At 30.2% G+C, this 15,433-nt stretch carries 13 protein-coding genes and 1 other annotated feature; of the genes, 11 read left to right on the top strand and 2 right to left on the bottom strand.

The window, feature by feature from the left end; genetic code table 11:
* The 9 genes from CHL78_RS13985 to CHL78_RS13945 all read left to right on the top strand — a co-directional run.
* Window positions 1-576 (top strand): alanine:cation symporter family protein (locus tag CHL78_RS13985; RefSeq protein WP_147295827.1); only part of this gene is annotated, 576 nt, incomplete at its 5' end.
* A gap of 232 nt (window positions 577-808) precedes the next feature.
* Window positions 809-2,038, top strand: coding sequence for an HlyD family efflux transporter periplasmic adaptor subunit (locus CHL78_RS13980; protein WP_094366442.1), 1,230 nt, complete (start codon window positions 809-811; stop codon window positions 2,036-2,038).
* A 9-nt stretch (window positions 2,039-2,047) separates the two neighbouring features.
* On the top strand, window positions 2,048-2,752 hold the full coding sequence (locus CHL78_RS13975; protein WP_199534057.1) for a YggS family pyridoxal phosphate-dependent enzyme: 705 nt from the start codon (window positions 2,048-2,050) through the stop codon (window positions 2,750-2,752).
* A 16-nt stretch (window positions 2,753-2,768) separates the two neighbouring features.
* Window positions 2,769-3,239, top strand: a complete 471-nt coding sequence (locus tag CHL78_RS13970; RefSeq protein WP_094366444.1) for a cell division protein SepF — start codon at window positions 2,769-2,771, stop codon at window positions 3,237-3,239.
* A 15-nt stretch (window positions 3,240-3,254) separates the two neighbouring features.
* Window positions 3,255-3,515 carry a YggT family protein gene (locus CHL78_RS13965; RefSeq protein ID WP_094366445.1) on the top strand — a complete coding sequence of 87 codons (261 nt, stop codon included), beginning with the start codon at window positions 3,255-3,257 and terminating at the stop codon, window positions 3,513-3,515.
* A gap of 9 nt (window positions 3,516-3,524) precedes the next feature.
* Complete coding sequence (locus CHL78_RS13960; RefSeq protein WP_094366446.1) at window positions 3,525-4,310, top strand: YlmH family RNA-binding protein; 786 nt, start codon at window positions 3,525-3,527, stop codon at window positions 4,308-4,310.
* A gap of 11 nt (window positions 4,311-4,321) precedes the next feature.
* A complete protein-coding gene (locus CHL78_RS13955; protein WP_094366447.1) occupies window positions 4,322-4,858 on the top strand; it encodes a DivIVA domain-containing protein in 537 nt (178 codons plus the stop codon).
* A 63-nt stretch (window positions 4,859-4,921) separates the two neighbouring features.
* Window positions 4,922-5,151: a binding site (T-box leader), on the top strand.
* A gap of 130 nt (window positions 5,152-5,281) precedes the next feature.
* Window positions 5,282-8,389, top strand: a complete 3,108-nt coding sequence (gene ileS / locus CHL78_RS13950; RefSeq protein ID WP_094366448.1) for an isoleucine--tRNA ligase — start codon at window positions 5,282-5,284, stop codon at window positions 8,387-8,389.
* A 466-nt stretch (window positions 8,390-8,855) separates the two neighbouring features.
* On the top strand, window positions 8,856-10,559 hold the full coding sequence (locus CHL78_RS13945; protein ID WP_094366449.1) for an AbgT family transporter: 1,704 nt from the start codon (window positions 8,856-8,858) through the stop codon (window positions 10,557-10,559).
* Window positions 10,560-10,641: 82 nt separating this feature from the next.
* Here the strand turns inward: CHL78_RS13945 and rd are convergent, their stop codons facing one another.
* Together rd and CHL78_RS13935 are read right to left on the bottom strand one after the other, a co-directional pair.
* Window positions 10,642-10,803 (bottom strand): rubredoxin, encoded by a 162-nt coding sequence (gene rd / locus CHL78_RS13940; RefSeq protein ID WP_094366450.1) that lies wholly within the window; start codon window positions 10,801-10,803, stop codon window positions 10,642-10,644.
* Window positions 10,804-10,870: 67 nt separating this feature from the next.
* Window positions 10,871-11,413, bottom strand: coding sequence for a TetR/AcrR family transcriptional regulator (locus CHL78_RS13935; protein ID WP_243446446.1), 543 nt, complete (start codon window positions 11,411-11,413; stop codon window positions 10,871-10,873).
* A 276-nt stretch (window positions 11,414-11,689) separates the two neighbouring features.
* On the opposite strand from CHL78_RS13935, the gene CHL78_RS13930 reads away from it, so the two are divergent.
* Together CHL78_RS13930 and fdhF are read left to right on the top strand one after the other, a co-directional pair.
* Complete coding sequence (locus tag CHL78_RS13930; protein ID WP_094366452.1) at window positions 11,690-12,532, top strand: DegV family protein; 843 nt, start codon at window positions 11,690-11,692, stop codon at window positions 12,530-12,532.
* A gap of 186 nt (window positions 12,533-12,718) precedes the next feature.
* A complete protein-coding gene (fdhF, locus tag CHL78_RS13925) occupies window positions 12,719-15,415 on the top strand; it encodes a formate dehydrogenase subunit alpha (RefSeq protein WP_094366453.1) in 2,697 nt (898 codons plus the stop codon).
* The last annotated feature ends 18 nt before the right edge of the window (window positions 15,416-15,433 follow it).

Genomic DNA, 15,433 nt, shown 5'->3' with positions numbered 1-15,433 from the left:
TTACTAGTATGCTCTGCTACTGGATTTATGATATTAATGACAGGTAGTTATAATGTATACGATAATGCTGGAGGACTTATAGTTGAAAATTTAAAAGGTGTTGAGATAGGTCCTGTATACACTCAAACAGCAGTAGATACCTTAATGCCTGGATCAGGATTTGGATCAGCATTTGTGGCTATAGCATTATTTTTCTTTGCGTTTACAACTATAATGGCATATTATTATATAGCGGAAGTTAACTTAGTTTATATATCTAAGAAGATAACTAGTGGAAGTAGTAGTAAGATATTGACTAATATATTAAGAGCTTGTTTATTATTTATGACAGCATTTGGATGTGTAAAAACAGCAAATTTAGCATGGACTCTTGGCGATATAGGTGTTGGGGCTATGGCGTGGTTAAATATAATAGCAATACTTGCATTATCTAATGTAGCTATGAAGTGCTTTAATGATTACGAGAAGCAAATGAAAGCTGGTGTACCAAGAGATCAAATTAGATTTGATCCAATTAAGCTAGGTATAAAAAATGCTGACTTCTGGGAAGAAAAAAATAAGGAAACTATAAAATAGATAATAAATAAGATAGCTCTTGAGTATACTTAAGAGCTATTTTTATGTAAAAATATAGTAACTATTTAATTGGAAACTAGTAAAGGATATAAAATTTGTATAATTGATACACTATAAAACAAAGTATATAATTGTTCTGAAATTATTTATTAAAAAAAGGAATTCTAGAGGAATCTGAAGAAGTAATATAGAGTATTTAACTAAATCATAGGAATTTTAAGGAGGTGAAATCTTGAGGAAAATAAAATACTCAAATCTATTACTACTTGGAGTTTTTATTTATATATCATTTCATCTAGTAATATCTTTAATAAGTAAAAATATTGAAGTTGCAACTTTAGAAAATGAGAAATTTGAAGCTAAGATTAAAACAAAAGGACTAATCATTAGAGAAGAGCACATAGTGAAATCTAATAGTAAGGGCAGCTTGGATTTACTAGTTGAAGAAGGAGAAAGAATTAAAAAGTCTCAAGAGGTTGCCAAAGTATATCGAAATAATATAAGTTCAAATATAGATAATGACATAGAAGCGTTAAATACGGAAATTGATAAGTTAAAAAATGGTGAAAGTAATATATCTAAATCAGAGATAATTAAATTAAATAAAGATATAGATAATATAAGTAATAAAGTACAGTCAGGGTTACTATATAATAGCTATAGCGTAGTAAGTGAAAATAAGGACAACTTAAATAGCTTAATAGATGAGAGAAATAGATTACTAAACAACGATATTGATTCAAAGAGACTTGAAACCAAAGAAAAACAAAAGGAAATATTGAACAAAAATTTGGAAAAAAACGTATCTAATTTATCTTCTGAAATATCTGGTATTGTATCTTTTAAATTTGATGGAAATGAAGATAAATATAGTTATGATAAAATTGATAATTTAACTAAAGATGATATCAATAAAGCCGAAAATAAATTTACAGTAGCAAATGAGAAAGGTGATGCTGTAAATGAAAATGAACCAGTAATTAGAGTGATAAATAACTATAGTACATATGTTGCTTTATATGTAAATGATAAAGAAGCGAAAAACTTTGAGCAAGATAAGAGTATTATTTTAAGATTTAACGACCAAAATACTGAAGCTAATGTATTCAAAATGTATAAAGATGGAGAAAATAATGTTATTATATTGAAAATAACTAACCAAAATATTGCAATTTATGATACAAGAGTAGAAGAATTTGATATAATATATAAGCAAGTAGAAGGTTTGAAGATAGCTAAAAGTGCTATTGATGTAGTAGATGATAAACAGGGAGTTTACGTAGTAGATGAAGAATCACAGAAAGTAAATTTTGTAGAATTAGATGGGATAGTTTATGAAAATGATGATTATGTGTTTGTAGATTACTACACTAATAATATTAATGGAATCAATAGTGTTGACTTATATGACAGAATAATATTAAAACCTAATAGCATAAATAAAAATATGAGAATAGAGTAGGTGACAAATTTGGGATCTATTAAAGAAAATTTATCAGTGATAAGAACAAAAATTGATTGTGAAGCTAAAAAATCAAATAGATCAAAGGATGACATCACCTTATTAGCAGTCACTAAAACTGTAGATGTAGATGCAATTTATGAGGCGATAGAAGAAGGTATAACAGATGTTGGAGAAAATAAACCTCAAGAATTATCTAGGAAATATCAAGTTATAGGTGATGCTGTAAGATGGCACCAAATAGGTAGCCTACAGACTAATAAGGTAAAGTACATAATTGATAAAGTACATATGATACACTCTCTAGATAGAATAGCGTTATGTGAAGAGATACAAAATCGTGCTGAAAAAATTGGAAGAAGTATTAATTGTTTAGTACAAGTAAATATTTCAAAAGAAGAAAGCAAGCATGGACTTGATGAAGAAGATGTTGTAGAATTTATAAATGATGTATCAAATAACTACAAAAACATAAAAATCAAAGGTCTTATGACTATGGCTCCTTTTATTGACGATAAGGATGAAATAAGAAGTGTATTTAAAAGACTTAAAGATTTATCAATAAAGATTGATAGTCTAAATATACCTGATATAGATATGAGAACTTTATCTATGGGAATGAGTGGAGATTATGATATAGCTATAGAAGAAGGATCTACTATAGTTAGAGTTGGAACATCAATATTTGGAGAAAGAAATTATAATAAAAATTAATAAGGAGGATATTAAAATGGGAGACGGAATATTATCTAAGTTTAAAAATTGGATAGTTGATGATGAAGAAGATTACGATGAAGAAGATTACAATGAAGGTGTTGAGGAAATTGATAGTGATGAAGAAATAGGTAGCCAATTTAGTGCAATGACTTCATCACAGGCAAGTAAAATTGTAAACTTACATACAACAGGACAAATGAAGGTTGTAATAGTGGAACCTAAGAAATATGACGAGGTAACTGCTATAGCAGATCACTTAAAGCAAAGAAGAGCAGTCATAGTAAATCTAGAAGGATTATTAGATGATGCTGCTACTCGTAAATCAATATTTAACTTTATGCATGGTGCAGTATATGTACTAGAAGGAAGCATGCAAAAAGTATCTAAGGCAATATTTATACTAGCTCCAAACAATGTTGATATAGATGCCAATATGAAAAAAGAACTAGAAAGTAAAGCTCTTTTCCCTTGGCAAAATAAATAATAAAGGGGTTATTACATGTTAACAATAGCAATCGCGATAAATAAGATATTAGGAATACTGTCATTTGCAATATTAGCTCAATGTCTTATGACTTGGGTACCAGGAGGTACTCAAAATAAGGTATATGAAATACTTACAACAATAACAGATCCTATACAATATCCAATAAGAAATGTTATGTATAAATACATAAACGGACCTATAGATTTTACTCCAGTAATATCTATATTACTAATAAATCTAGCAAGAAGGTTTATTTTTGTGATTTTATTATAAGGTGTAAATATGGACAAGCTAAAATTAACTAATCATATAAAAGACATTGAATTAAAAAATAAAATGTATAAAGTTATAGATAAAGCCAATAGTAGTATGAAAAATTATGATGTTAAATACACTGAGTTTCTAAATCCTCATGAGATAAGAAATGCAGTAGCGATATTAAACTCAAATAGCGATATAAAATATACTGTAGATGGCGGATATGATGAATCAGAAAGAAGTTCTATATTTATATATCCTTTTTATATGGAGTATGAAGATATAGAAAACAGTCTGAGATTTATACATATAGAAGGTAATTTTAAGTTTAAAAGTATATCTCACAAAGATTACCTAGGTGCGTTAATGAGTCTAGGTATAAAAAGAGAAAAAGTAGGAGATATAATAATACATGAGAACTTTGCACAGGTAATAACTAGTAGTGATATTTGTGATTTTATAGTTATGAATCTAGATAAAATATCAAGAAATAGTGTTACCGTGAAGGAAATTTCTAAAGAAGAAATAGTATATAATCCTCCAAATTATAAAGATATATCCTTTACCGTATCTTCGGAGAGATTAGATTGTATTGTAAGTGGAATTTATAATATATCTAGACAGGATAGTTTAAAATATATTTCTGCAGATAAAGTGTATGTAGACTATGAAAAAGTAACATCACCATCAAAGATTATCAAAGATGAGTCATTGATATCTGTAAGAGGTAAGGGAAGAGCAAAGGTAACTCAAATTGGGGACATTACTAAAAAAGGTAAAATAAAAGTCCAAGCAAAGATAATAGTGTAGGAGGGGAATAAATGATAACTCCAATAGAAATAGAAAATAAAGAGTTCAAGAGAAGTCTTAGAGGGTATAAGGAAGAAGATGTAGATGAATTTTTAGATATAGTAAAAGAAGACTTTGAAAATTTATACAGAGAAAACCTAGAACTTAAAGAAAAAGTAAGATTATATCAAGACCAAATAAACAAATATGAAAATATAGAAGAAACTTTAAAAGCGACATTAATAACAGCTCAAAGCGCAGCAGAAGATACTTGCAGTGCGGCTAATAAAAAGGCACAAATAGTAGTTGAAGAAGCTGACCTAAAAGGTAGATTATTAATAGAGCAAGCTAATAATCGTGTTATAGAAATAAGAAAAGAGTACGATTCTATAGTTAAAGAGTTTAAAATATTTAGAAATAAATTTAAATCTTTATTAGAAGATGAAATAAGAAGTGTAGATGATATATTTGCAGACATTGACGATAGTTATATAAGTACTTATGAATCTACAAGTATATATAAGTTCGAAAGTGACGATAATATAGAGGCTGCTACAACTTTAGAATAATAGGTTATTGACTATTCTAACAATTTATTATATTATATTCCTAACAATTAAAAATAATTATTTTTAAAAGCTATGACAGAGACAGTAGACTTTAGAAGATTTTACAGAGAATTGGGTAAGCTGAGAACCAATAAATTATATAAAGTTGAATATCACTCTTGAGCTGCAGGCTGAAAAACTAGAGTTTATTAAGCTGTGCCGGTTAATACCGTTATATTATATGAGTGTTGAATATATTTATTTTATGTATATTCAAAATTAGGGTGGTAACGCGATTAGAACTCGTCCCTTTGTATAGGGGGACGAGTTTTTTTAATACAAAAATTTAATTGTTAAGTAAAAAGACAGTGATTTGTTATATTCAAAGTTGATTTAGATAACAATCTAATTACTATAATAAACATTTTAAGAAAGGGTGATACTATGTCAAAATTTAAGCCACTAGTAGACTCTTCTGTAAAACAAGCAGAAGCTGAAGTATCTCAGTACTGGAATGAGATAGATATACTAGAAAGAACTTTAGAAAAAGGTAAAAATGATCCAAGTTTCGTATTTTATGAAGGACCTCCAACAGCGAATGGAAACCCTGGAATACATCACGTTGTAGCTAGAACATTAAAGGACTGGGTATGTAGATATCAAACGATGAATGGATACCAAGTAAAGAGAAAAGCTGGTTGGGATACTCATGGTCTTCCAGTTGAAATACAAGTTGAAAAGGAATTAGGTTTATCTGATAAGCAACAAATAGAAGCTTATGGTTTAGATAAATTCAACCAAAAATGTAGAGAATCTGTTTTCACTTACGAAAAGCAATGGAGAGCTATGACAGAGAGAATGGCTTATGAAACAGATTTAGATAATCCATATATAACTTTAGACAATAATTATATAGAGTCAGTTTGGTGGATATTAGATAAATTTAATAAAGAAAATTATATATATGAAGGACATAAGATACTTCCTTACTGCCCAAGATGTGGAACAGGCCTTGCTTCACATGAAGTTGCACAAGGATACAAAGAAATAAAAAATAATACTGTAATAGCTAAGTTCAAGAGAAAAGATGCTAATGAATTCTTCTTAGCATGGACAACTACTCCTTGGACATTACCTTCAAACGTTGCATTAACAGTAGGACCAGAAGTTGACTACCTAAAAGTTAAGCAAAATGATGAAGTATACTATGTAGCTAAGGCTTTAGCTAACAAAGTATTAGGTGAAGACTATGAAGTATTAGAAGAAATGAAAGGTAAAGATTTAGAGCATGTAGAATACGAGCAATTAATGCCTTTTGTTGAAGCTGATAAAAAAGCATTTTTCGTAACTTTAGGAGACTATGTAACAACTGAAGATGGTACAGGTATAGTTCATACTGCACCAGCATTTGGTGAAGATGACTACAACTTAGGAAGAAAGTATGGTTTACCAGTACTTCAACCAGTTGATGAAGCCGGTAAATTTACAACTACTCCTTGGGAAGGTAAATTTGTTATGGAAGATGGAGTTGACGTTGAAATAATCAAATGGTTAGCTCATGAAAATAAATTATTTGGAAAAGAAAAAGTAGCTCATAACTACCCTCACTGTTGGAGATGTCAAACTCCTTTATTATACTATGCTAAGCCAAGTTGGTATATAGAAATGACTAGATTAAAAGATCAATTAATAGCTAATAATAAGACTGTTGAATGGTATCCAAAATTCGTTGGAGAAGGTAGATTTGGTAACTGGTTAGAAAACTTAAATGACTGGGCAATATCTAGAAGTAGATACTGGGGAACTCCGCTTAATATATGGAAATGTGAATGTGGACATAAACAATCTGTAGGTTCAAGAGCAGAACTTGCTGAGAAAGCTATAGAAAATGTAGATCCAGAAACAGTAGAACTTCATAGACCATACGTTGATGATATACATTTAAAATGTGACTGTTGTGGAGATAAAATGACAAGAGTTACAGAAGTTATAGACTGTTGGTTTGATAGTGGTGCAATGCCATTTGCTCAACATCATTATCCATTTGAAAATAAAGAGAACTTCGAACAATTATTCCCAGCAGATTATATCTGTGAAGGTATAGATCAAACTAGAGGATGGTTCTATTCATTACTTGCTATATCTACATTCGTTATGGGTAAAGCACCATACAAGAAAGTTTTAGTAAACGACCTTGTATTAGATAGAGAAGGTAAAAAAATGAGTAAGTCTAGAGGAAACACTGTAAATCCATTCGAATTATTCGATAAATATGGAGCAGATGCCCTAAGATGGTACTTATTATACGTATCTCCACCATGGACTCCAATAAGATTTGATGAAGAAGGATTAAAAGAAGTTCAAAGTAAGTTCCTAGGAACTATGAAAAACGTATATAACTTCTTCACATTATATGCAAACATGGATGGTATAAATCCAACTGACTTCTTTGTTGAATATAAAGATAGACCAGAACTAGATAGATGGATATTATCTAAGTTTAACAACTTAAAGAAAGAAGTAGAAGAAAACTTAGAAATATTTGAAGTAAATAAAACAATAAGAAGAATACAAGCATTTATAAATGATGATTTATCTAACTGGTATATCAGACGTTCAAGAAGAAGATTCTGGGCAACTGAATTAAATGAAGATAAAAAAGCTGTTTATAACACAACTTATGAAATATTAACAGAGCTTTGTAAGATGATAGCTCCATTTGCTCCTTATATGTCAGAAGAGATATATAGAAACTTAACTAATGAAGAGTCAGTTCATTTAGCTTCTTATCCAAAGGCTAATGAAAGTTTAATAGATACTTCATTAGAAGAAAAAATGGACTTAGCTAAAAACTTAGTAACTTTAGGTAGAGCATCAAGAGAAGCTACAAGAATAAAGGTACGTCAACCAATACAAGAAGTATTTGTAGATGGAAACTATGAGTCTTTAATAGGTGACTTAGTAGACTTAATAAAAGAAGAGCTTAACGTTAAGACTGTTGTATTTGCTAAAGACTTAGGTGAATACATGAACTTTAACTTAAAGCCAAACTTTAAAGTATTAGGACCAGTATTAGGTGCTAAAATGAAGTTCTTCGCAGGAGCATTAAATAAGTTAGATGCTAGTGTTGTAGCTCCTAAGTTAGAAAATGGAGAAAGTTTAACAGTAGATATAGATGGAGAAGAATTCGAGTTCAATAAAGAGCACGTTTTAATAAACATATCAGCTAAAGAAGGATTTAATGTTTCTATGGAAAATAACTTATTCGTTATACTAGATACTACATTAACTCCAGAGCTAATAGCAGAAGGATATGCAAGAGAGTTTATATCTAAAGTACAACAAATAAGAAAAGCTAGTGGATTTGATGTATTAGATAATATAGTAATAGATTTCTGTGGAGATAATGAAATATCAGAAGCTATAGCTACGTTTGAAGACTACATCAAAACTGAAACTTTAGCTTTAGAAATAAATAGAGTTGAAGATGCTTCTTTAGAGCAACATAACTTAAATGATCATATGACTGGAATAAAGGTTGTAAGAAAATAATATATCAAAATAAATCTCCTAGAAGTTAAGGATTAATAAAATCTTTGGATCTAGGAGATTTTTTATTTGAAGTAAAAGTTAAATAGAATTATATTTAGAATTTATCGAGTAAGATACGCAATTGATTGATTATACATAAAATAGCAAGTGTGGATTAAAAATAAATCAAAAAACAGAAAAATATAAAAATATTTAAGATTTAAAATAATTAATTAATTTATCTGAAATACTTTAAAAATTTAAATAAAAATCGAAAGGAAAATGTTTTAAATCGATACTGTAGAAAAAATACTTTATTTAATAAGGTGCATTACAAAGGTAACTTTATTAAATAAGCAGATTTTCTTAAGTACATGTGAATAGTAAGAAACTATCGAAATATAGAGAAAAATGAATGAAAATTATGTCGTTATATGATAAAATTACTAATAGATATCATAAATCTACATAATGGAGGAGTAATAATATGGATTTAAGTATGAAGAATAAAGACACACAAGCAAAAAAGTCTAAACTTCAAGGGTTTATGGATGGGATAGAGAAATTAGGAAATAAGCTTCCACATCCAGTGCTAATGTTTATATACATAGCTATATTTGTATTACTAGCATCAGCAGTACTAGGTAGTTTTGGAGTAGTAGCAAAGACGCCATTAGGGGAATTCCCAATAAACAACTTATTAGGGCAAGAACCTATAGAGGTATTAAAAGTAGGGGCAACGGGAACAACAGTAGCAGAGAGATATTCAAATGGTCTTTCTTATGTAGTAGGAACTGCTATAGCTAACTTTATGAATATGTACGCAATAGGTACAATATTAATAATAATGTTAGCAATCGGTCTTATGGAACAAAGTGGATACTTATCAATAGCAATGAAGAGTATTGTTAAAGCAACACCTATGAAACTTGTAACACCAGTTGTTATATTCTTAGGGGTTATGTCAAACATGGCTTCAGATGCTGGATATGTTGTACTTATACCGCTAGCAGCATTAATGTACTATACATTAGGTAGAAACCCTATTGCAGGTCTTGCAGCAGGATTTGCCGGAGTTTCAGGTGGATTTAGTGCAAACCTTTTTGTAAGTTCAACTGATGCTTTATTATTACCATTTACACAAGCAGCAGCTGAAACTGGAGATGCACTTGCAGGAACAAACTTAGCATCTACTTTATCAGTAACTAGTAACTGGTTCTTCATGATGGCTTCAACAGCAATAATCATGATAGTAGGTACATTAGTTATAGATAAATTTGTTGAACCAAGACTTGGTAAATACAATAAAAAAGAAGCAAACATAGAACCAGAACATGAAACAACACAAAAAGAATTAAATGCTTTCAAATTTACAAATAAAATAATGCTAGTTATAATAGGTATTATAGTTTTAACTGCATTACCAATAGATAAAAATAACACTATACCATTAGTTGGTGATTTATCAACTACAGTTGGTATATGGGGAACTGATGCAGATGGAAATGCTGTATTAACTGCTGCAGATGGATTCTTAAACTCTATATTCTTCAAAGGTGACATGATAATGATGTTAATGTTTGTAATCTTTGGAGCTAGTGGGTTACTTTATGGATTTAAATCAGGAAAGTTTGCTAAGGCTCAAGACATAGTTCCAGCAATGGTTAAAGCAATGGCAGATATGGCTCCAATAATAGTTATACTATTCTTCGTAGCACAGTTCTTAAATTACTTTAATGATTCACACTTAGGTGTATTAGTTGCTTCTTTAGGAGCTGACTTAGTATCTATGATACCTACAGATAGTAAGGTATGGACTATAGTATTAATGGTAGCATTCATATTCTTAACTGCATTCGTAAACTTATTTATGGGTGGAGCTTCTTCAAAGTGGGGATTACTTGCACCAATATTCGTACCAATATTAATGGTAGCAGGATTCTCTCCAGCAGGGGTACAGTTAATATACCGTATAGGTGACTCTGCTACAAACGTAATATCACCACTTATGAACTACTTAGGTGTTATAGTAATATTTGGACAAAAATATAAAAAAGACTTTGGTGTTGGTAACTTAATATCAACAATGATGCCAGTATCAGTTGCATTCCTAATTGGATGGACTATATTTGCTATAATTTGGGCTTTAATAGGAGCTCCAATAGGACCAGGACAATTCTTCTTTGTATAAAATATAAATATAAAAAAAGATTAGCCAATTGGCTAATCTTTTTTTATATACATAATAATTATTAGTTAATGTAAATAATGTATTATTCTAATTTAGAAAAATTATCTTTCCCAGCAGAACATAAAGGACAAACCCAATCATCAGGTATATCTTCAAACTCAGTACCTGATATCACATTATTATCTAAATCACCTTCTTGTGGATCATAAATATACCCACATATATCACAAACATATTTTTGCATAATCATCCCCCTATAACAAGTTTGTAATATATATTCTATAAACGAATTATATATGAATACTATTTTTCTAACACCAATGATTAATTAAAAACGTTGCTATTTCTTCAAAAGGAATCTTTTCTGTTTTTAATAGGCTTTGAACAACGAGACCATCTACTATTGATACTAGTAAAAAAGAAAGAGCATCAGATGATTCATCATCATCATGGAAGGTCTTTTTAATCTCATCCTTAAGAGTAGTTCTCCAATCCATATAGTGAATTTTAATTCGTTCCCTCAAAGACTCATTAGCTGTTATAGCCTCGCAAATAAGATACATATGAACTCTTCCTGTACCTTCTATTGCAGAAATTTTATCTAGAATAGATTTTATTATTTCATCTTTTGGGTGTTCTGTATTAGCATTTTGGACGCAGTTTAAAACAGCCCCAGTAATAATTTTTAAGTGAGAATCTGCTATTTCGCAGATTATATCATCTTTAGAAGCATAATGGTAATATAAAGTTCCCTTACTTATACCTACAGCTTTTGCAATATCTGCAAGACTAGTATTTTTTATTCCATTTTCTGTTATAAGCTTGGTTGCAGCCAGCAGAATAGTTTGTTTCATATTAGTATTACTTGGTTTCATTTAATCAACCTTTCTATTATTAACGATCAATAATATTAATTATTAATATTATAATCTTGGAAAAAAATATTGTCAATAAAGCGAGGAATCATTGAATTATAGCTGACATATAAAATATAGATAGATTTATTTGAAGTAGTAATATACAATGTTGACTTTTTTGCATATTGAATATAAAATGATTATAAGAGTCGGTCGTACGACCGGCTGATTGGTGGGATATTTATATGAATTTAAAAGTGAGGTTAACATAAAATGAATAGAATAAAATTAATAACAGACAGTTCTTGTGATTTAAGCAAAGAAATAGTTGAAAAATATAATATAGATATAATAGGAATTAATGTGTCTTTTGGAGAGGAAAACTTTATATCTGGAGAAGATATAGACAATGATACTTTCTATAAAAAAATGGGTGAAAGTAAAGAACTTCCTAAAACATCATGTCCATCTCCTGAGAGATTTATGACGGCATATGATTGTGAAGAAGAGCATGTGTTAGCATTGACATTAACATCTAAATTATCTGCTACATACTCAACAGCAGTGCTTGCAAAAGATATGTACTTAAGTGAGAATCCAAGCAAAAATATCCAAGTAATAGATACAGAAAGTGGATCTATAGGTGCGGGATTATTAGTAATAAAAGCTGCAGAATTAATTCAAGAAGGGAAATCTATAGATGAAATAGTTAAGGAAGTAGAACGCCTAAAAGATGAAGTTGTATTTTTTGGATCTTTAGAAACTTTAGAAAATGCTATAAAAGGTGGAAGAATAAATCCGATAGCAGGTAAAATAATAGGTGCACTAAACTTTAAGGTAATAATACATATAACTGAAGGTGTAGTTAAGCCGATTGATAAGGCAAGAGGAGAAGTTAATAGTTTAAAGAAGGTTATAGATAAGATAAGTACAAAGGTTACTAACGCAGAAGAAAGAACTTTAGCAATAGGTCATGCAAATTGCTTAGAAAAAGCTTTAAAGGTTAAGGCATTAATAGAAGAGAAGAATAAGTTTAAAAATGTAGTAATTAGTGAAGTTGGATCAGTTATGGGAACATATACATCAAAAGGAGCAATTTTAGTTGGTGTATTATAATAAGAAATAAGCATCTCAAAATAAGTATTTTGAGGTGCTTATTTTTATTAGATAATAAATACACATATTAATATGAGTACTAATAATCTATTTTATAACTAAATATATATAATAAGAAGGAAAATAATAACATAAATTGAAAATATAAAATAAGATCAAAATTTGTCTTAAAGTGAGGGGAAAGTATTGGTTAATATTAAAATTAATAATAAGGAAGTTAAGGCTGAAAAGGGGACGACGATTTTTAAAGTTTGTAAAAGTATAGGAATAGAGCTACCTAACTTCTGTAATGATGAAAGGTTGAATCCGAGTGGTCTGTGTAGAATGTGCTTGGTAGAAATTGAAGGATCAAGAAATTTGGAAGTTGGATGTGCAACAATAGTAAGAGAAGGTATGAGAATTTACACTCATAGTAAAAAAGTATTGCAAGCGAGAGCTGATATACTACAACTTATGATATCTGATCATCCGCTTGAGTGTACTACTTGTGTGAGGACAGGAACTTGTAAGCTTCAAGAATATACAAACTTATATTCCAATCATTTTAAATCAGATTATGAAAACCAACCTAAAAAATTAGATATAGATGAGAGCAATCCATTCTATTATTACGACCCAAATAAATGTATACTATGTAAAAAATGTGTTAGAGTATGTGAAGAGCTACAGGAAGTTGGTGCTATAAGTCCTGTTGACAGAGGTCATACTACAGAAATAGCACCGTTTTTTAAAGACAAATTAAATGATTCAAACTGTGTATCTTGTGGTAATTGTGTATCAGTATGTCCTGTTGGAGCGTTAGTTCCGAAAAATTCAGAGTTTCACAATACTAAGAAGACTAAAACTACATGCTCATACTGCGGTGTAGGATGTCAGATTGAATTACTGACAAAAGAGGGTAGAGTGGTAGGAAGTCAGCCTGTAGATAATGAAGTAAATGATGGCTTATTATGTGTAAAAGGTAAATTTGGATATAAGTTTATAAATCACGAAGATAGATTAAAAAAGCCACTTATAAGACGAAATGGGGAACTTGAAGAGTCTACATGGGAAGAAGCTTATGATTACATAAAGAGCAAATATGATGATATAAAGCATGAATATGGAAGCGAATCTATGGCAGGATTATCTTCAGCAAGATGTACTAATGAAGAAAATTATTTATTCCAGAAAATGATGAGAGCAGTAATTGGAAGCAATCACGTTGATCACTGTGCACGATTATGACATTCCTCTACAGTTGCAGGTCTTGCAACTACATTAGGAAGTGGCGCTATGACAAATAGTATAGAAGAAACAGCAGACTCCGATAGTATATTTGTTATAGGATCTAACACAACAGAAAATCATCCAGTAATAGGAATTAAAATTAAGCAGGCTGTGAGAAAAGGTGCAAAATTAATAGTAGCAGACCCAAGACGAATTGAGTTAGCAGAGAGAGCAGATGTATTTTTACAAATAAATCCAGGTACCAATGTTGCATTAATTAACACAATGATGAATGTAATAATATCTGAAAACTTACAGGATATGGATTATATTAAAGAGAGAACCGAAAATTACGAAGCTCTGGAAAAATTAGTAAAAGATTATACACCAGAAGAAGGAGCAAAGATTTGTGGAGTTTCAAGAGAGGATATAATAAAAGCGGCTAGAATATATGCTAAATCAAGTAGTTCGGCAATATACTACGCAATGGGTATAACACAGCACTCAAGAGGTACTCATAATGTTATGAGCATATCAAATCTTGCTCTTTTATGTGGACATATAGGTAAAGAATTTGGTGGGGTCAACCCACTTAGAGGTCAAAATAATGTTCAAGGTGCTTGTGATATGGGAGCTCTACCTAATGTACTTACAGGGTACCAAAAAGTTAATGATGAAGTTATAGTGGAGAAGTTTGAAAAAGTATGGAATACAACTTTGTCCAAGGAAATTGGACTTACAGCACCAGAGATAATCAACTCTATAAATGATAATAAAATAAAACTACTATACATAATGGGTGAGAATCCAATGATATCAGATCCGGATATAGCTCACGTAGAAAAATCTTTGAAAAAATTAGATTTACTAATAGTGCAAGATATATTCTTGACAGAAACTGCTAGATTAGCAGATGTAGTTTTACCAGCAGCATCATTTGCAGAAAAAGATGGTACATTTACTAATACAGATAGAAGAGTTCAAATGGTAAGAAAAGCTATAGAACCAATAGGGAGTGCTAAACCGGACTGGATAATATTGATGGAAATTATGAACTTACTTGGATACGAAAAAACATACAGCAGTCCAAGTGAAATAATGGATGAAATTGCAAAATTGACACCTCAATATGGAGGTATTAATTACAAAAGGTTAGAAAAGAAATCTCTTCAATGGCCATGTCCTACAACAGATCATGAGGGTACTAAAATACTTCATCAAGGACAATTCTCTAAAGGAAAGGGAAGTTTTGTACCTTGCGATTATGTATTAAGTTGTGAAGATGTTGATGAGGATTATCCATATACACTGGTAAATGGTAGAGTGTTGTATCATTATCATACAAGAACAATGACTGGTAGAGTAGAAGGGCTAAATGAAAAGTCTCCTCATTCATATATTGAAGTTAATCCTATTACAGCGAAGAAGCTTGGATTTGAAGATAATGAGAAAATAAAGGTTTCTTCAAAACGCGGTCAAATTGAGACATTTGTAAAAATAACAGATATAGTTGATGAAAATGTGTTTTTTATGCCATTCCATTTTGCTGATGGAGCTGCAAATTATCTGACAAATACTACCTTAGATAGTATAAGCAAGGTACCTGACCTTAAGGTATGTGCTATAAATGTTGAAAAGATACACCAATGTGAAAAAGCATTAGCTTTAGATTAGAATCTAAAATAGTATGAA

This window comes from Romboutsia weinsteinii, from assembly GCF_002250835.2.
GTDB classification, from domain to species: domain Bacteria; phylum Bacillota; class Clostridia; order Peptostreptococcales; family Peptostreptococcaceae; genus Romboutsia_A; species Romboutsia_A weinsteinii.
Note: the sequence above shows the minus strand (reverse complement) of the source record. Positions and strands in the feature narration are given on the sequence as shown.